This window comes from Streptomyces sp. NPDC051183 (genome assembly GCF_040682455.1).
In the GTDB taxonomy this organism is placed as follows: domain Bacteria; phylum Actinomycetota; class Actinomycetes; order Streptomycetales; family Streptomycetaceae; genus Streptomyces.
Map to the genome: position 1 here is coordinate 14,366 of NZ_JBFBBA010000004.1, position 17,166 is coordinate 31,531.

16 protein-coding genes, 1 other RNA gene and 1 pseudogene are annotated in these 17,166 nt (G+C 74.3%); 11 read left to right on the plus strand and 7 right to left on the minus strand.

Annotation, left to right across the window (positions count from 1 at the left end; translation table 11 throughout):
• Positions 1-29: 29 nt before the first annotated feature.
• The 4 genes from AB0M99_RS04560 (at position 30) to AB0M99_RS04575 (ending at position 4,092) form a co-directional block, all read left to right on the plus strand.
• Positions 30-1,073 (plus strand): iron-siderophore ABC transporter substrate-binding protein, encoded by a 1,044-nt coding sequence (locus tag AB0M99_RS04560; protein ID WP_365917179.1) that lies wholly within the window; start codon positions 30-32, stop codon positions 1,071-1,073.
• A gap of 87 nt (positions 1,074-1,160) precedes the next feature.
• A complete protein-coding gene (locus tag AB0M99_RS04565) occupies positions 1,161-2,027 on the plus strand; it encodes a Nif3-like dinuclear metal center hexameric protein (RefSeq protein WP_365917180.1) in 867 nt (288 codons plus the stop codon).
• Positions 2,024-2,767, plus strand: a complete 744-nt coding sequence (locus tag AB0M99_RS04570) for a C4-type zinc ribbon domain-containing protein (protein WP_365917378.1) — start codon at positions 2,024-2,026, stop codon at positions 2,765-2,767. Before AB0M99_RS04565 ends, AB0M99_RS04570 begins: the two co-directional genes overlap by 4 nt.
• Positions 2,767-4,092, plus strand: a complete 1,326-nt coding sequence (locus tag AB0M99_RS04575; protein ID WP_365917181.1) for a bifunctional RNase H/acid phosphatase — start codon at positions 2,767-2,769, stop codon at positions 4,090-4,092. The genes AB0M99_RS04570 and AB0M99_RS04575 overlap by 1 nt, the downstream gene beginning before the upstream one ends.
• Before the next feature lie 68 nt (positions 4,093-4,160).
• Here the strand turns inward: AB0M99_RS04575 and rnpB are convergent.
• Positions 4,161-4,563, minus strand: an RNA gene (gene rnpB / locus AB0M99_RS04580) — RNase P RNA component class A.
• A gap of 76 nt (positions 4,564-4,639) precedes the next feature.
• On the opposite strand from rnpB, the gene AB0M99_RS04585 reads away from it, so the two are divergent.
• Positions 4,640-5,377, plus strand: coding sequence for a MerR family transcriptional regulator (locus tag AB0M99_RS04585; protein WP_365917182.1), 738 nt, complete (start codon positions 4,640-4,642; stop codon positions 5,375-5,377).
• Positions 5,374-6,264, plus strand: coding sequence for a hypothetical protein (locus AB0M99_RS04590; protein ID WP_365917183.1), 891 nt, complete (start codon positions 5,374-5,376; stop codon positions 6,262-6,264). The genes AB0M99_RS04585 and AB0M99_RS04590 overlap by 4 nt, the downstream gene beginning before the upstream one ends.
• 130 nt (positions 6,265-6,394) lie before the next feature.
• On the opposite strand, the gene AB0M99_RS04595 is transcribed toward AB0M99_RS04590, so the two are convergent.
• Positions 6,395-7,282 (minus strand): helix-turn-helix domain-containing protein, encoded by an 888-nt coding sequence (locus AB0M99_RS04595; protein WP_365917184.1) that lies wholly within the window; start codon positions 7,280-7,282, stop codon positions 6,395-6,397.
• Positions 7,283-7,412: 130 nt separating this feature from the next.
• Positions 7,413-8,855, minus strand: coding sequence for an RNB domain-containing ribonuclease (locus AB0M99_RS04600; RefSeq protein WP_365917185.1), 1,443 nt, complete (start codon positions 8,853-8,855; stop codon positions 7,413-7,415).
• 102 nt (positions 8,856-8,957) lie between these two features.
• Here AB0M99_RS04600 and yaaA point away from each other — a divergent pair, with 102 nt between their 5' ends.
• Positions 8,958-9,758 (plus strand): peroxide stress protein YaaA, encoded by an 801-nt coding sequence (yaaA, locus tag AB0M99_RS04605; RefSeq protein ID WP_365917186.1) that lies wholly within the window; start codon positions 8,958-8,960, stop codon positions 9,756-9,758.
• Between the two features lie 21 nt (positions 9,759-9,779).
• Here the strand turns inward: yaaA and AB0M99_RS04610 are convergent, their stop codons facing one another.
• From AB0M99_RS04610 to AB0M99_RS04620, 3 genes are all read right to left on the minus strand, one after another.
• Positions 9,780-10,361, minus strand: coding sequence for a GNAT family N-acetyltransferase (locus tag AB0M99_RS04610; protein ID WP_365917187.1), 582 nt, complete (start codon positions 10,359-10,361; stop codon positions 9,780-9,782).
• The gene (locus AB0M99_RS04615; protein ID WP_365917188.1) at positions 10,358-11,266 is read right to left on the minus strand and encodes a PhzF family phenazine biosynthesis isomerase; all 909 of its coding nucleotides are present in this window, start codon (positions 11,264-11,266) and stop codon (positions 10,358-10,360) included. Before AB0M99_RS04615 ends, AB0M99_RS04610 begins: the two co-directional genes overlap by 4 nt.
• A 108-nt stretch (positions 11,267-11,374) precedes the next feature.
• A complete protein-coding gene (locus tag AB0M99_RS04620; RefSeq protein WP_365917189.1) occupies positions 11,375-12,136 on the minus strand; it encodes an SDR family oxidoreductase in 762 nt (253 codons plus the stop codon).
• A gap of 108 nt (positions 12,137-12,244) precedes the next feature.
• Between AB0M99_RS04620 and AB0M99_RS04625 the strand changes: the two genes are divergently transcribed.
• Both AB0M99_RS04625 and AB0M99_RS04630 read left to right on the plus strand, forming a co-directional pair.
• The gene (locus AB0M99_RS04625; RefSeq protein WP_365917190.1) at positions 12,245-13,603 is read left to right on the plus strand and encodes a Bcr/CflA family multidrug efflux MFS transporter; all 1,359 of its coding nucleotides are present in this window, start codon (positions 12,245-12,247) and stop codon (positions 13,601-13,603) included.
• 25 nt (positions 13,604-13,628) lie between these two features.
• Entirely contained in the window at positions 13,629-14,654 is a 1,026-nt protein-coding gene (locus AB0M99_RS04630) for a small ribosomal subunit Rsm22 family protein (RefSeq protein WP_365917191.1), read from the plus strand.
• Positions 14,655-14,682: 28 nt separating this feature from the next.
• Here the strand turns inward: AB0M99_RS04630 and ddaH are convergent.
• Positions 14,683-15,519, minus strand: a pseudogene (gene ddaH, locus AB0M99_RS04635) (dimethylargininase); the annotation flags it as partial.
• Positions 15,520-15,617: 98 nt separating this feature from the next.
• On the opposite strand from ddaH, the gene AB0M99_RS04640 reads away from it, so the two are divergent.
• Entirely contained in the window at positions 15,618-16,232 is a 615-nt protein-coding gene (locus tag AB0M99_RS04640; protein ID WP_365917192.1) for a TetR/AcrR family transcriptional regulator, read from the plus strand.
• Positions 16,233-16,395: 163 nt separating this feature from the next.
• Positions 16,396-17,145, plus strand: a complete 750-nt coding sequence (locus AB0M99_RS04645) for a bifunctional DNA primase/polymerase (protein WP_365917193.1) — start codon at positions 16,396-16,398, stop codon at positions 17,143-17,145.
• Positions 17,146-17,166 lie beyond the last annotated feature (21 nt).

Sequence of the window (17,166 nt, forward strand, 5' to 3'; positions counted from 1 at the left end):
GTGTCGCCCCCGACCCCAGGAGTTCTCCCATGTCCCTCCGACGCCGCTCAGCCGCAGCCGCAGCCGTCGCCCTCGCCACCGCCGCCGCGCTCGTCCTCACCGCCTGCGGCGGCAAGGACGACAAGGCGGGCAAGGACGCCCCGGCCGCGGGCGGCGAGAAGAAGGCCGTCGCCCAGGGTGGCAAGGACTTCTCGGAGGCGGCGAAGAAGACCGCGGCCTTCGGGACCACCGCCGCGGCCGGCCAGTTCCCGCGCACCGTCACCCACGCGATGGGCAGCACGGAGCTCAAGGCCGCGCCCAAGCGCGTCGTCGTCCTGGACGTCGGTGAGCTGGACAACGTTGTCTCCCTCGGGATGCAGCCCGTCGGCTACGCGCCCACCGAGGGCGACGACGGCATCCCCGCCTACCTCAAGAAGGACGCGGGCGAGCCCAAGTCCGTCGGCACCATCAACAACCTCAACCTCGAAGCGATCAACGCGCTCAAGCCCGACCTGATCCTGGGCAGCCAGCTCCGCTCCGCGGACAAGTACGACGCGCTCTCCAAGATCGCCCCGACCGTGTTCTCCATCCGCCCGGGCTTCCCCTGGAAGGAGAACTACCTCCTCAACGCGGCGGCGCTCGACAAGACCGCCGAGGCCAAGGCCGAGCTCGACGCCTACCAGGCCAAGGCGAAGGAGCTCGGCGACGACCTCGGCGAGAAGAAGCCGACCGTCACGATGCTGCGCTTCATGCCGGGCAAGACCCGCCTGTACGCGGGCGCCTCCTTCATCGGCACGATCCTGAAGGACTCCGGCATCCCCCGCCCGCAGAACCAGCAGGCAGAGGACCTCGCGGTCGAGATCAGCCCCGAGCGCATGGACGAGGCCGCGGCCGACTGGATCTTCACCGGTGTTTACGGCGCCCAGGACAAGACCAAGCGCGACTCCGCCGAGGGCAACCCGCTCTGGAAGGGCCTGGAGGCCGTGAAGAAGGGCCAGGCCAAGGACGTCCCGGACGAGACCTGGTACCTGGGCCTCGGCGTGACCGCCGCCGACAAGGTCCTGGACGACCTGCGCGGCTTCCTCGTGAAGTAGCGGCCCGCCCCGGCCCCGCCCGACCGCCCGGCCGGTCCCCGAAAGGGGGAACGGCCGGGCGGTCGCCACGGACGGTAGCCTTGGCCCGTGCCCCGTCTCTCTGAAGTCATCGCCGCGCTGGACGCTCTCTGGCCCCCCTCGCGGGCCGAGCAGTGGGATGCCGTCGGCACCGTCTGCGGCGACCCCGACGCCGAGGTCTCCCGGGTGCTGTTCGCCGTGGACCCCGTACAGGAGATCGTCGACGAAGCCGTGAAGCTGGGCTGCGACCTGGTCGTCACCCACCACCCCCTCTACCTGCGGGGCACCACCACCGTCGAGGCCGGCACCTTCAAGGGCCGCGTCGTGCACACGATGATCAAGAACGACATCGCGCTGCACGTCGCCCACACCAACGCCGACACCGCCGACCCCGGGGTCTCCGACGCCCTCGCCGGCGCCCTGGACCTGCGCATCACCGGCCCCCTCGTGCCCGACCCCACCGACCCCGAGGGCCGCCGCGGCCTCGGCCGGATCTGCGAGCTGGACCACCCCGAGACCCTGCGCGAGTTCGCCGCCCGCGCCGCCGCCCGGCTCCCGCACACCGCGCAGGGCATCCGCGCGGCCGGCGACCCGGACGCGCTCATCCGTACCGTCGCCGTCAGCGGCGGCTCCGGCGACAGCCTCTTCGCGCAGGTCCGCGCCGCGGGCGTGGACGCCTTCCTCACCGCCGACCTGCGCCACCACCCGGTGTCCGAGGCCCGCGAGCAGAGCCCGCTCGCCCTCGTCGACGCCGCCCACTGGGCCACCGAGTGGCCCTGGTGCGAGCAGGCCGCCGCGCAGCTCGACGCGATCTCCGAGCGCCACGGCTGGGGTCTTCGCACCCACGTCTCGCGCACGGTCACCGACCCGTGGACGGCCCACGCGCCGTCCGTCGTTTCCTCACCCCCCTCTTCTATCTCAGGAGCCCCCAACTGAACGCCGAGCCCGCCGACCAGATCCGACTTCTCGACGTCCAGGCCCTGGACGTGCGGCTGTCTCAGCTCGCCCACAAGCACAAGTCGCTGCCCGAGCACGCCGAGGTCGACTCGCTGACCAAGGACCTCAGCCAGCAGCGCGACCTGCTCGTCGCTGCCCAGACGCAGGCGAGCGACGCCGCCCGCGAGCAGACCAAGGCGGAGCAGGACGTGGACCAGGTGCGCCAGCGCGCCGCCCGCGACCAGGCGCGCCTGGACTCCGGCACCGGCGTCTCCGCCCGGGACCTGGCGAACCTGCAGAGCGAGGTCGTCTCCCTGGCCAAGCGGCAGGGTGACCTGGAGGACGTGGTCCTGGAGGTCATGGAGCGCCTGGAGGCCGCGCAGGAGCGGGTCACCGGGATCACCGAGCGCGTCGCCGCCCTGGAGGCCAAGCTGGCGGACGCCACCGCGCGCCGCGACGCCGCCACCGGCGAGATCGACGCCGAGGTCGCGGGCATCGCCAAGGACCGCGAGGTCATCGTCGCGTCCATGCCGGCCGCGCTGATCGCCCTGTACGAGAAGATCCGAGTCAAGCAGGGCGGCGTCGGCGCCGCGCGCCTGTACCAGCGCCGCTGCGAGGGCTGCCGCCTGGAGCTCGACCTCGCCGAGGTCAACGAGATCAAGGCCGCCGCCCGCGACCAGGTCGTCCGCCACGAGAGCTGCGGCCGCATCCTGGTCCGTACGGCCGACTCGGGCATCTGATGCAGAAGCCCGTCCGGTTCGTCGTCGAGGCCGACGGGGGCTCCCGGGGCAACCCGGGGCCCGCCGGCTACGGCTCGGTGGTCCTCGACCCGGTGACGGGGGAGACGCTGGCCGAGCGCGCCGAGTACATCGGCGTGGCGACGAACAACGTCGCCGAGTACAAGGGGCTCATCGCCGGGCTGAAGGCCGCCCGCGAACTCGCCCCCGACGCGGTGGTCCTCGTCCGCATGGACTCCAAGCTCGTCGTCGAGCAGATGTCGGGCCGCTGGAAGATCAAGCACCCGGACATGAAGCCGCTCGCGGCGGAGGCGGCGACCATCCTGCCGCGCTCGCAGGTGAAGTACGAGTGGATCCCGCGAGAGAAGAACAAGCACGCGGACCGGCTCGCCAACGAGGCCATGGACGCGGGCAAGCGCGGCAAGCAGTGGGAGCCTTCGGCCTCGTCGGCCGCGCTGGACTCCTCGGCGGCGAGGGCACTGGCCGGGCCTCCGGGTGACGCGGCGAAGGGTGCCGCGGCCGTACGGGCGGCCCTGGCCTCCGCCTCTGCCTCCGGCGGCGGTACGAGGACGGGCGCGGCCGAGGCCCGGTCCGCCGAAGCGGGCGGCGCCGACACGCTGTTCGGCGAAGCCGGGGCCCGTGTGCCCGGCCAGACCGGTACGGAACCCGCGCCGGGCGCCGCGAACGGCTGGGGGCCCGACATGGGGACCCCCGCCACCTTCGTGCTGCTGCGGCACGGGGAGACCGCGCTCACCCCGCAGAAGCGCTTCTCCGGCAGCGGCGGCACCGACCCGGAGCTGTCCCCGGCCGGCCGCCGCCAGGCCGAGGCCGTCGCCGGGGCGCTGGCCGCGCGGGGGACCGTACAGGCCGTGGTCAGTTCCCCGCTGCGCCGCTGCCGGGAGACCGCCCAGGCCGTGGCCGACCGCCTCGGACTGGAGGTGGTGGTCGAAGAGGGCCTGCGCGAGGTGGACTTCGGCGCCTGGGAGGGGCTCACCTTCGCCGAGGTGCGGGAACGCTTCCCCGACGACCTCCAGGCATGGCTGGACTCCCCGAAGGCGGCCCCGACCGGTGGCGGCGAGAGCTTCACGGCCGCCACCCGCCGCATCTCGGCGACCCGGGACCGGCTGCTGGCCCGGTACGCGGGCCGCACGGTGCTGCTGGTCACGCACGTGACCCCGGTCAAGGTCCTGGTGCGCCTCGCGCTGGGGGCGCCGCCGGAGGCGCTGTTCCGCATGGAGCTGTCGGCGGCCTCGCTGTCGGCGGTGGCCTACTACGCCGACGGCAACGCCTCGGTCCGGCTGCTGAACGACACCTCGCACCTGCGCTGAGGCGCCGTACGCGATACGCGGAAGGACCCCCGCCCATCGGGCGGGGGTCCTTCTTCCGTGTGTGACGGCAGACGAGCCGGCCTGTACGCCGGGTTCTGTCACCCGGAGACCTCGCGGTCGCCGGGGAGACGGCCATCCATCTAGGACCGGCGTTGCCGCCGGTCTCGTGCGGTCTACCCGCGAACATCGGGCGGGCAGCCCTCAAGCGTTCGCGCAGACCCGTCCGGGGACGGATCCTCTTGACCTTGCTCCAGGTGGGGTTTACCTAGCCGCCTGAGTCACCTCAGGCGCTGGTGGTCTCTTACACCACCGTTTCACCCTTACCGGGGACCGAAGCCCCCGGCGGTCTGTTTTCTGTGGCACTGTCCCGCGGGTCACCCCGGGTGGGCGTTACCCACCACCCTGCCCTGTGGAGCCCGGACGTTCCTCGGCGGGATCCGGGGACCCCGACGCGGCCGCCCGGCCGACTCGTCTGTCGTGCCGACCATGCTACCTGCAACGTGTAAGCGCTTGACCTTGACGCAGCGGCAGGGTTTCTACTGGGCCCATGCGGATCGGAGAGATCGCCGCGCTCGTCGGGGTCACCACCCGGGCGGTCCGGCACTACCACCATGTCGGCCTGCTCCCGGAGCCGGAGCGGCGCCCCAACGGCTATCGCGCCTACAGCGTGCGCGACGCCGTCCTGCTCGCCCGCGTGCGCCGGCTGACCGAGCTCGGGCTGAGCCTCGACGAGGTGCGCGACGTGCTCGCGGACGACGCGGGGCGCGAGCTGGCCGACGTACTCGAAGAGCTCGACGCCGACCTCGCGCGGCAGGAGGCCGAGCTCCACGAGCGCCGCAGCCGCCTCGCGGTGCTGCGGGCCGCGCCGCCCGGGGAGGGCGAGCCGCTCTCGCCGCAGCTCGCCGCACTGCTGGCGAAGGCGCCGCCGACGGACTCACCGGCCGCCGCCAAGGACCGCGAGCACCTGACGCTGCTCGACGCCTCGGGCACGATCGGCGACGGGGTCTATGCCGCACTGGGGCAACTCGCCGCCGATCCGGGCGTGCTCGCGCTCTACGAGCGGCTGGACGAGCTGGCCGACGCCCCCGCCGACGACCCGCGGATCGTGCCGCTCGCCGCCGCGCTGGTGGCGGCCGTCCCCGACGAGGTGTTCGAGCTGATCGAGACCGACGGCAGGCCGGTCGTGGCCGGGTTCAAGGAGGCGCTGCTCGCCGAGTACGCCCCCGCACAGGCGGAAGTCGTACGCCGGGTGATGGAGGCGTTCATGGAGAGGGGCCGGGGATGAGCGGCAACGGCAACGGCAACGGCAACGGCAACGGGAGCGGGCCCGCGCGGCTGCGGGGTCTGCGCGCGGCGCGGCTGGCGGCGGCCGCCGTCGTGCCCGGCGAACTGGCCCTCGTCCTGTGCCTCGTGGCCGGGGTGCGGCCGCCCGGGTGGCTCCTCGCCGTCGCCGAGGCGCTCGTGCTCGGGGTCCTCGTCCTGGAGGCCGCGGTACTGCGCGGCCTGTACGCCGGGCAGCGCGCGGGCGGCGCGGCTCCCCGGGCGGCCCTGCTGGGGGCGGTCCGGGCCGTCGTACCGGCGCCGGTGCGGCGGCTCCTGCTGCACGAGCTGCGGGCGGGCGCCGCACTCGTACGGTGGGTGCTGCGCCGGCCGCCGCACGGGGTGCGCCCCGGCGACCTCGGCGCCGCGTACACCGGACCGCAGACGGCCATGATGTACGGGATGGCCTTCGTGTCGGTGATCGAGACCGTCGCGCTGGGCTTCCTCATCCCCTGGCCGGCCGTCCACCGGGTGGTGCTGGTCCTGGACCTCTACGGGGTCGCGCTCGTGCTCGCGCTGCACGCGGCCTGCGTCACCCGGCCGCACGTGGTCCGCCCCGACGGTTCGCTGCGCATCCGCTACGGCGCGCTCTTCGACCTGACCGTCCCGCCGGACGCGGTGGCCTCGGTCCGGGTGGACCGCCGCTACCCCGAGGGCCGGCTGGTCACCGTGTCCGAGGACGGGGTCCTCGACCTGATCGTCGGCAGCCAGACCACCGTCACCCTGGAACTGTCCCGGCCGCTCGGCTTCACCCGCCCGCTCGGGGCCCGGGCCGAGGCCCGCACGATCCGCTTCCACGCCGACGACCCCCGCGCGCTGGTGGCCGCACTGCGGCAACCCGCACCCCCGTGACGGGCTGCCGCAGTGCGTGGGGACTCTCCGGGGGGAGGAGGAGTCGTACGCCGAGCGTGGCAAGCCCGACCGGCCCTGTCTTGTCAAAAACGGCACTCCGGCCGGGCCGGTCGCAGTACTCGGCGGGGGCTCAGCCCGCCAGCACCACGCTGGTGATCCGGCCGGGGAGCCGGTCCAGGGCCGACCCCGGGGGCAGGCCGCCGCGGAGCCTGACGAAGCCCGACGGGGACAGCCCCGTCATGGCCTTCACCTCCCGGCTCAGGTGCGCCTGGTCGTGGAAGCCGCAGACGGCCGCGACCTGCGCCCCCGCCATCCCCGCCGACAGCAGCCGCAGGGCGTGCTGGAGCCGGAACACCCGCGCCATGCCCTTGGGGGACAGGCCCACCTGCTCGCGGAAGCGCGCCCGCAGGTTGCGCGCGCTCCACCCGGTCTCGGCGGTCGCCCGGGCCAGCGACCCGCTGTCGGCCCACAGCAGGGCGAGCGCCCCGCGCACCTCCGGCGCGGCGGCGGGACCGCGCTCCAGCCGCCCGCAGAACACCTCGTCGAGCAGGGCGAAGCGCTCCGGCCAGGAGGGGAGCGACTGCAAGCGGTCGGCGAGGTGGCCGCCCGAGGGGCCGAGCACGTCGAGCAGGTCCACGTGCGCGTCCTCGAAGTGCGCCATCGGGATGCCGAACAGCCGGTAGGCGCCGAGGGGGCTCATGTTCACCTCCAGGCCGCGCACCGCGCCCGAGTGGACCCCGATCGCGGGCACCGTGCGCGGGCCGCTGATCATGGCCCGGGAGGCGGGTCGCAGCCGGGTCGTGGCGAGCCCCTCCGTACGGGTCACCCACAACCCCTCCGTGAAGGTGAAGACCAGGGTCACGAACCCGGTGGGCAGCTCCAGTCGGCGGCGCGGTGCGGTGAACTCCGTCTCGAATCCGGTGTAGTTGACGATGAACGGCCGCAGCGCGGCGGCCGGCCGGCGGCGCGCCCCGCGCAGACCCGCCGGGGGCGGCTCGTGCACGTCGACGGACCCCATGTCCGGGCCCTCCCCTGCCGTTGCCAGCGGTCCCTCGGACCGCGCGGTGCGCAGATGATGACAGGCCCGGGGCCGTCGTGCCAGAGCCGTGGCGCCGGAGCCGTCGGGAAGCGGGGGAGGGCCGGACCGGTCAGGCCGGGGCAAAAAGGATCTTCGAGGTCCCCGGGTCGGCCTGTGTGAGCCGGACCCTGATCCGGTCGCCCAGCGGCAGTTCCCCCGAGGAGGACTCGATGCGGCCGACGACCGCGGGCTCCACCAGGTGGACGGTGCCGACCAGCGGCTCCCGCTCCTTGACGTCGATCACGGTGCCCTCGAAGGTCTCCCCGACGCGGTCCTTGAGCAGCGCCGCCTCCACCAGGTCCACGCACTCCCGCTCCACCGCGTTGGCCCGCCGGCCGCCGTCCGCCATCTCCCGCGGCAGCGCCTCCAGCGCGTCCAGCGCCCACTGCGGCGGCTCGGCGCCCGCGGCCGCCGCCACGCACAGCTCGCCCGTGTACCGGTCGACGAGCCGGCGCAGCGGCGCGGTGCAGTGGGCGTACGGGGCGGCCACCGCCGCGTGCAGGACCGGGTCGGGTGCCTGCCCGCCGCTGAAGGCGGTGTACCCGGCGCCGCGCAGCAGGGCGGTGCACTCCTGGAGGAACGCCGCGTGGGCCGGCAGGTGCGGGTCGAGGGAGCGGACGAGCTCGGAGTACGGGACGTGGTGCGGCCAGTCGATCCGCAGGGCCTTCGCGGCCCGCCGCAGCCGGCCGACCGCCCCGTCGGGGGCGCTGGGCAGGGTCCGCAGGATGCCGGTGCCGGCGGCGAGCATCAGCTCGGCGGCCGCCATGCCCGTCATCAGGGAGATCTGCGCGTTCCAGCCGTCCGCCGGGAGCGGGGCCCGGTAGGCCAGGGAGTACGAGCCGTCCTGCGCGACGATCTCCTGCTCGGGCACGTTCAGCGAGATGCCGCCGCGCTCCTGCTCCAGGGCCTCGCGCAGCCGTCCGACGTCCTTCAGGAGGGCCGGCGCCTCCTCCGCCGTACCGGTGTCGATGGCCTTCTGGACGCCGTCGTAGTCGAACTTGGCCCGGCTGCGGACCAGGGCCCGGCGTACGTCGGTGGTCTCCACCCGGCCGTCGGAGTCCAGGTCCAGCCGCCACAGCAGGGCCGGGCAGGTCTGGTCGGGCAGCAGGCTGGCCGCGCCCTCCGAGAGCACGGCCGGGTGCAGCGGGACCCTCTCGTCGGGGAAGTAGAGGGTGCTGATCCGCCGGTGGGCCTCGGCGTCGAGGGCGCCGCCGGGGGTGACGTAGGCGGCGACGTCGGCGATGGCGTAGTGCACGCGGTAGCCGCCGCCGGGCCGCTTCGCCAGGTGCATGGCCTGGTCCAGGTCCCGGGAGGCCGGCGGGTCGATCGTGAAGAGGGGGACGTCGGTGGCGTCGAGGTCCGGGAGGCGCGGACCGGCGACCGCGCGCTCGGCCTCCGCGAGTGCCGCGGCCGGGAACTCCTCCGGCACCTCCAGCTTCGTCCGCAGTTCACGCAGCGCGGCCCGCAGGGCAGCCCCGTCTGCGCCGGTCATGCTCATGTGACGGCGTGGCATGGACCGAGCCTATGGCGGCGGGGCCGGGGCGGCGCGGCGAGAGCCTTACCCTGGGCCGGGGGCCGCACCCCCTGCGCCGCGTCGTACCGAAGGAGAACCACCGTGCTCGTGCTGCTGCCGCCGTCCGAGGGAAAGGCCGCCGGCGGGCCCGGCGTACCCCTGGAGCCGCAGACGCTGTCGCTGCCGGGACTGGCCGCCGCGCGCGCTGCCGTACTGGAGGAGCTGGTCGACCTGTGCGCGGGGGACGAGACGAAGGCCCGTGAGGTGCTGGGCCTGAGCGAGGGGCTGCGGGGCGAGGTCGCCAAGAACGCGGAGCTGCGCAGCGCCGCCGCCCGCCCGGCGGGGGAGATCTACACCGGAGTCCTGTACGACGCGCTGGGCCTGGCCACCCTGCCGGCGCCGGCGCGCTCGCTCGCGGAGGAGTCCCTGCTGGTCTTCTCCGGGCTGTGGGGCGCGGTGAAGGTCACGGACCGCATCCCCTCCTACCGCTGCTCGATGGGTGTGAAGCTGCCCGGCCTGGGCGCGCTGAACGCGTACTGGCGCGAGCCGATGGCCTCGGTGATGCCCGAGGCGGCGGGGGAGGACCTGGTCCTGGACCTGCGCTCCTCCGCGTACGCCTCGGCCTGGAAGCCGAAGGGGGAGACGGCCGGCCGGACGGCCACGGTGCGGGTGCTGCACTCGCAGATCGTGGACGGGGTGGAGAAGCGGTCGGTGGTCAGCCACTTCAACAAGCACACCAAGGGCGTGCTGGTACGCGAGCTGCTGCTGGCGGGCGCGCGGCCCGGATCCCCGGCGGAGCTGGTCACGGCCCTGCGGGACCTGGGCTTCACGGTGGAGGCGCAGGCCCCCGCCAAGGCGGCGAAGGCCTGGTCCCTCGACGTGGTCGTGACGCAGATCCACTGACGGGCCCGCCCCCCGGCAGGGTCACCAGAGGCGGTCGACCGTGCCCGGGTGGAGCGGGATGCGGGCACCGGTGAAGGCGGCGCGGTCCGCGGCCGGGTCGGCGGTGAAGAAGGCCGCCAGGACGTTCTTGTCGAAGCCCGGAGCGTCCGTGGCGAGCGGGTCCGGGTCCTGCGGGGTCCCGCCGACCAGGACCGCGCCCGGCAGGACGGCGAAGCCGGCCGCCTCGTAGAACGGGGTCAGCTCCCGGTCGCAGCTGAACAGCGCCACGTCCACGGCCGGGTCGGCGGCGAGCGCCGCGCGGGCCGCCGCCACCAGCCGCCCGCCGTACCCCCGGCCGCGCGCGGAGGCCCGGGTCACCACCGAGCTGAGCCCGGCCGCGCGGTACGTCCGGCCCGCGAGCGGCACCGGCTTGTACAGCAGCGCCAGCGAGGCGGCGACCGCCCCGGCCCCGTCCAGCAGCACCATCGCCCGCGGCGCGAGCGCCGGGTCGTGGCCGGACTGCGACCCGGGCCAGGCGTGCGCCTCCAGGGCGGCGACCTGTGCGGCGACTGCGGCGGGCAGGGCGTCGGCCGCGTACGTCTCGATGGTGGGGCCGGGCGTCACGGGATCCGCACTCCGGCGCCGCCCACCCGGACCCGGGGATCGCCCGCCCGCAGCTCCACCGTCAGGACCCCGGGGCGGCCCATGTCCTCGCCCTGGTGGAGGGTGAGCTCCGCGTCGGCCGGGACCAGGCCGAGCTCGCGGGCGTACGCCCCGAACGCGGCCGCGGCGGCTCCGGTGGCGGGGTCCTCGACGACGCCGCCGACGGGGAAGGGGTCCCGTACGTGGAACACCGCCGGGCCCGCCCGGTGCACCAGCTGGACGGTGGTCAGGTCCAGGCGCCGCATCAGCGCCTCCAGCCGGGCGAAGTCGTACGCGAGGTCCGCGAGCCGGGCCCGGGTGGCGGCGCCGAGCACGAGGTGGCGGGCGCCGGCGTAGGCGATCCGGGGCGGGATGCCCGGGTCCAGGTCCGCGGCGGGCCAGTCCAGCGCGGCCAGCGCCTCGGCGAGGCCGGCGTCCGAGATCGCCTCCACGTGGGGTTCCACACTGGTCAGCGTGGCCCGCAGGCCCGAGCCGCCGTCCTGCGAGCCGGTCGCCGAGCCGGTCGCCGACCCGGTCACCGAGACGGGCACGGTCCCGGCCCGGGTCGCGAAGAGCAGCTCGCCGGGGCCGATCCGCTCGCCCAGCGCCACGGCGGTGGCCACGGTGGCGTGCCCGCAGAACGGGACCTCGGCCTTGGGGCTGAAGTAGCGCACGGTGAAGGCCCGGCCGGGCTCGCCGCCGAGTGCCTCCGGCGGTGCGGTGAGGAAGGCGGTCTCGCTGTAGCCCAGCTCGGCGGCGATGCCGAGCATGGCGGCCTCGTCGAGCCCGGACGCGTCGAGCACGACCCCGGCGGGGTTGCCGCCCGCCGGGTCGGCGGAGAAGGCGGTGTAGCGCAGAACCTCGGGCGTTGCGGCAGTCTCGGTCATGATCGCCTCAACTCCGCGCTCCGGCCCGGCATTCCTCACGCGGCCCCGGGTCCGCACCCGGCCCCGGCCCCGGCCCCGGTCCCGGCCCGGCCCGGCCCGGGCCGGGGGTCACCCGCGTCCGATGTACGGCATGGCCGTGGCCATCACCGTCGCGAACTGCACGTTCGCCTCCAGGGGGAGCTCCGCCATGTGCAGGACGGTGCGCGCCACGTCGGCCGCGTCCATCACCGGCTCCACCGCCAGCTGCCCGTTGGCCTGCATGATCCCGGTCTGCATCCGCTCGGTCATCTCGGTGGCCGCGTTGCCGATGTCGATCTGCCCGCACGCGATCCGGTGCGGGCGCCCGTCCAGCGACAGGGACTTCGTCAGGCCGGTCATGGCGTGCTTGGTCGCGGTGTAGGCGATCGAGTTCGGCCGCGGCACGTGGGCGGAGATGGAGCCGTTGTTGATGATGCGGCCGCCCTGCGGGTCCTGGGCCTTCATCTGGCGGAAGGCCGCCTGGGCGCACAGGAAGGCCCCGGTGAGGTTGACGTCGACCACCGAGCGCCAGGCCTCGTAGGTGATGTCCTCCAGCGGGACGCCGCCCGGCCCGAAGGTGCCCGCGTTGTTGAAGAGCAGGTCGAGGCGCCCGTACCGCTCCCGTACGGCCTCGAACAGCGCGGCCACGTCGGCGGGGTCGGTCACGTCGGCCCGTACGCACAGCACGTCCGCGCCGTCGCCGGCCATACCGGCCGTCTCCTCCAGCGGTTCGGTGCGGCGGCCGGCGGCGGCCACCGCCCATCCGGCGGCGGCCAGGGTCAGGGCCACGGAGCGGCCGATCCCGGAGCCGGCCCCGGTCACCACGGCGATCTTCTTCCCACTTGCGTTCATGGGGCCGCAGGGTACGTCACAGCGGGCACGGGCCCCGGGAGGGTCCGATTGCTGAGAGCATGGGTCGGTCGGGGGTGTGAGGAAACGATAAAAGGACTGGAGTTCCGTATGTCGGAGAGAGGCCCCGCGACGGCCCCCTCGGAACCGTCGCCCGCGACGCCCTCCACCACCACACCCGCCGCACCCCTGACGGCCGCCCGCCGTACGGGACTGCTCGTCACCTTCATCCTCGGCGGGCTCAGCGCCCTGCCCCCGCTGTCCATGGACATGTACCTCCCGGCACTGCCGGAGGTCACCAACGCCCTGAACAGCCCCGCCGCGACCGTCCAGCTCACCCTCACCGCCTGCCTCGCCGGCATGGCGCTGGGCCAGCTCGTCATCGGCCCGATGAGCGACAAGTGGGGCCGCCGCAGACCCCTGCTCGCCGGCATGGTCGTCTACGTCCTCGCCACCGCGATCTGCGCCCTCGCCCCGAGCGCCGAGCTCCTGATCGGCTTCCGCCTGCTCCAGGGCCTGGCCGGCGCGGCCGCGATCGTCATCGCGCGGGCCGTCGTGCGCGACCTGTACGACGGGGTCGAGATGGCCAGGTTCTTCTCCACCCTGATGCTCATATCCGGCACCGCCCCGATCATCGCCCCGCTCATCGGAGGCCAGGTGCTGCGCTTCGCGGACTGGCGGGGGGTCTTCGTCGTGCTCACCGCCGTCGGCACCGTGCTCACCCTGGTCACCTGGCGCTGCCTGGGCGAGACCCTGCCGCCCGAGCGCCGGCAGACAGGCGGGGTGGGCGCCGCGCTGCGGACCATGCGCGGCCTCCTCGGCGACCGGGTCTTCGCCGGGTACACCCTGGCGGGCGGCTTCGCCTTCGCCGCGCTCTTCGCGTACATCGCGGCCTCGCCGTTCGTGGTGCAGGAGATCTACGGGGCTTCGCCGCAGGCCTTCAGCCTGCTGTTCGGCCTCAATTCCATCGGCCTGATCGCCGCCGGCCAGGTCAACGGCAAGCTGCTGGTCGGCCGCGTCAGCATGGACAAGGTGCTGGCCGTCGGCCTCGGGCTGATCACGGCCGCCTCGGCGGCCCTGCTGCTGATGTCGGCCGGGGCGTTCGGCGAGGTCGGGCTCGTGCCGATCGCCGCCGGACTGTTCGTGCTGATGTCGGCGATGGGCGTGGTCCTGCCGAACACCAACGCACTGGCCCTGATGCGCACCCCGCACGCGGCCGGGTCGGCCTCCGCGCTGCTCGGCACCTCCTCCTTCCTCGTCGGGGCCGTCGCCTCGCCGCTGGTCGGGATCGCGGGCGAGGACACGGCGGTGCCGATGGCCGTGGTCCAGGTGGCGTGCGCGCTGCTGTCGGTGGCCTGCTTCCTCGGCATGTGCCGGCCGTGGCAGAACCGGGAGCCGGCCGCCGCCCAGCCGTCCGCCGAGCGGTCCGCCGAGCGGTCCGCCGAGCGGTCCGCCGAGCGGTCCGGGTGACCCGCGGGAGCCGTAAACTTCGGAGGTGAACGACTCCGCCGCCTCCGCCTCCTCCACCACCGCCGCAACGCTGCGCAGCGCGCTCGGCGGACTGCTCGACGGGCTCCCGCCGAAGCAGGCCGCGGCCGCCGTCGAGCGGCTGATCGCCAACTACCGCGGGCAGACCCCGACCAACGCCCCCGTGCTGCGGGACCGCTCCGACGTGGCGGCGTACGCGGCGTACCGGATGCCGGCCACCTTCGAGGCCGTACGGGCCGCCCTGGACGCACTCGCCGAAGCGGCTCCGCAGTGGGTCCCGGGCTCGCACGTGGACGTGGGCGGCGGCACGGGAGCGGCGACCTGGGCCGTGGACGCCACCTGGGACGGGCCGCGGACCACCGCGGTACTGGACTGGGCGGAGCCGGCGCTGACCCTCGGCCGTGAACTGGCGGCGGCGTCCGGCTCCCCGGCGCTGCGCGGCGCCGACTGGCGGCGGGCCGTCATCGGAGCGGGACTGAAGCTCCCGGAGGCGGACCTGGTGACGGTCTCGTACGTGCTGGGCGAGCTGACGGCGGAGGCCCGCCGGGCGGTCGTCGCCGAGGCGGCCCGCGCCGGGCAGGCCGTGGTCCTGATCGAGCCGGGCACCCCGGAGGGCTACCTGCGCATCCGCGAGGCCCGCGACCAGCTGATCGAGGCCGGGCTGCGGGTCGCGGCCCCGTGCCCGCACGACGGGACCTGCCCGATCGAGGTCGGGCAGGACTGGTGCCACTTCTCGGCGCGGGTCAGCCGCTCCTCCCTGCACCGGCAGGTCAAGGGCGGCTCGCTCCCGTACGAGGACGAGAAGTTCAGCTACGTCGCCGCGACGCGCTTCCCGGTGGAGCCGGCCGCCTCCCGGATCACGCGCAGGCCGCAGATCCGCAAGGGGCTCGTCCTGCTGGAACTGTGCGGCCCGCAGGACGGTGACACGCCGGGCCTGACCCGGGTCAACGTGACCAAGCGCCACGGGGACCTCTACAAGGCGGCGCGGGACGCCGACTGGGGTCAGGCCTGGCCCCCCGCCACCGAGGGCTAGCGCCACCGGGAGCCGGTGCCTGCGCGGATCAGGGCCGTAGCTCCTGGGTGCAGCACTTCACGCTGCCGCCGCCCTTGAGCAGCTCGCCCAGATCCATCGGCACCGGCTCGAACCCCCGGTCGCGCAAGGGCCCCAGCAGTCCGGTGGCCGCCTGCGGGAGCAGGACGTGCAGTCCGTCCGAGACGGCGTTGAGCCCGAGGGCCGCCGCGTCCTGGCCGTCGGCGATCAGCGCGTCCGGGAAGAGCCGCCGGAGCACGGCCTGGCTCCCCGCGGAGAACGCGGGCGGGTAGTACATGACCTCGTCGCCGTCGAGGACGGACAGCGCGGTGTCGAGGTGGTAGTAGCGCGGGTCCACCAGGTCGAGGCCGATGACCGGACGGCCGAAGAACTCCTGGGCCTCGTCGTGCGAGAGCGGGCTGGAGCGGAAGCCCCGGCCCGCGAGGATGTAGGTGGCGGTGACGGCGAAGTCGCCCTCGCCCTCGTTGACGTGGGACGGCTCGTGGACCTCGGGGAAGCCGTTGGCCCGGAACCAGTCGAGGTGGACCTCCGCCTCGGGGGCCCGCTCCGGGTACGCGAACCGCGCGCCCAGCACCCGGCCGTCGACGACCAGGGCGCCGTTCGCCGCGAAGACCATGTCGGGCAGCGCGGGGTCGGGCACGAGGGTCTCGACGGTGTGGCCGAGGGAGCGGTAGCGGTCCCTCAGGTCTTCCCACTGGGCGAGTGCGAGGGGCAGGTCCACCGGTTTCGTGGGGTCCATCCACGGGTTGATGGAGTACGTGACCTTGAAGTGCGCGGGCGGGCACATCAGGTAGCGCCGGGGTGTGGCGTCTCTGCGCAAAGAAGGCTCCTCACGATGATGAGAAGAGAATCGTCTCTCCTCAACGCGGACGGCGCAGTGAACTGATTGGGTGGTTTCCGGGACGGCTGAAAGACGAGAGGTCCCGGGTTGGTAAATTGCCGAAAATGAACCCCAAGTCTCCCGACGCGTCGCGCCGTAGCGACCGGTCCCGGCGCGCGATCCTCGACGCAGCGCTCGCCCTGGTCGGGGAGGTCGGCTACAACAAGCTGACCATCGAGGCCATCGCCGCCCGGGCCGGCGTGGGCAAACAGACCATCTACCGCTGGTGGCCGTCGAAGGCGGCGGTCCTCCTGGACGCCTCGCTCGCGCTCGCCGGGGACTCCGAGGCGGAAGCCGGCTGGGCAGGCTTCCCGGACACCGGGGATCTGGCGGCCGACCTCAAGCACGTACTGCGGCTGACGGTGGACGAGTTCAACGACGAGAAGTACGAGGCGCCCGCGCGCGCCCTCACCGCGGCCGGCGCGACCGACCCCGAGCTGGGCGCCCGCTTCACCGAGCAGCTGCTGGAGCCGCAGCTCGCCCTGTACGAGGTGCGGCTGCGCGCCGCCCGGGAGGCCGGGCAGATCGACCCGGACGTGGATCTGCGCCTGGTGGTCGAGATGCTGCTCGGGCCGCTGACGTACCGGTGGCTGCTGCGGACGGCTCCGCTGACGCACGCCCATACCGACGCGCTGGTGGACCGGGTCCTGGGCGGCGTGGGAAAGGTCACCGGCGTGTAGGGGCCAGATCAATGGCCGAGAACTTATGGCCGATTTCTGTGCTTATGTAGGGGCTGCCAGTGCCCTGTCCGCAACCCCCCGGTTGAGGAGAGCGGTCACCCGGGGCGCAGGATGGTGGGACCATGTGAGGGTCCGCCGGGGCAACGGTGAGGTGAGGGGATAGATGGGGTCCGAGTCCGGCCGCGTCAAACGCGGCGAGCAGAGCAGGATTTCGCAGTGGCTGCGCCGCAGGCCGAAACCCGCTCCCGAGGACCCCGGCAGGGAACGCGAGGCGCTGCTCCTGGCCGTCGCCGCCGCAGGCCTCCCGATCGCCCCCGCCGCCCATCCCGCCGGCTACCGCTGCTCCTGCGACCGGATCGGCTGTCCGACGCCCGCGCGGCACCCGCTCTCCTTCGCCTGGCAGACCCAGTCGACCACCGACCGCGCCCAGGTCGAACGCTGGGCCCGCAGCCAGCCGCAGGCCAACTTCATCACCGCGACCGGCATGGTCCACGACGTCCTGGACGTCCCGCTGGAGGCCGGCGCCGCCGCTCTGGCCCGGCTGCTGGCCGCCGGCGTCGAGGTGGGACCGGTCGCCGAGTCCCAGGGCACCGGGGACCAGGCCCGCATGCTGTTCTTCACGGCCACCCGCGGCACCCCCGAGGACGAGGACGAGTGGTGGCCCTGCGAACTGGACTGCCACCCCGAGACGATGGACGAGCACCCGGGCCTGCGCTGGCACTGCCGCGGCAGCTACGTCCTCGTACCGCCGGCCGCACTGCCCGGTGACCAGGCGGTCACCTGGATCCGCGGCATGGAGCACCCGCTCCCGGACCCCCTCACCCTCCTGGAGACCCTGACCGACGCCTGCGCCCAGTACGCCGGCGCCTCCGAGCAGACCCCCGCGGCGGTCGCCTGGCCCCTGGGCCGCTGACGCCCGGTCCGCACGACGAAG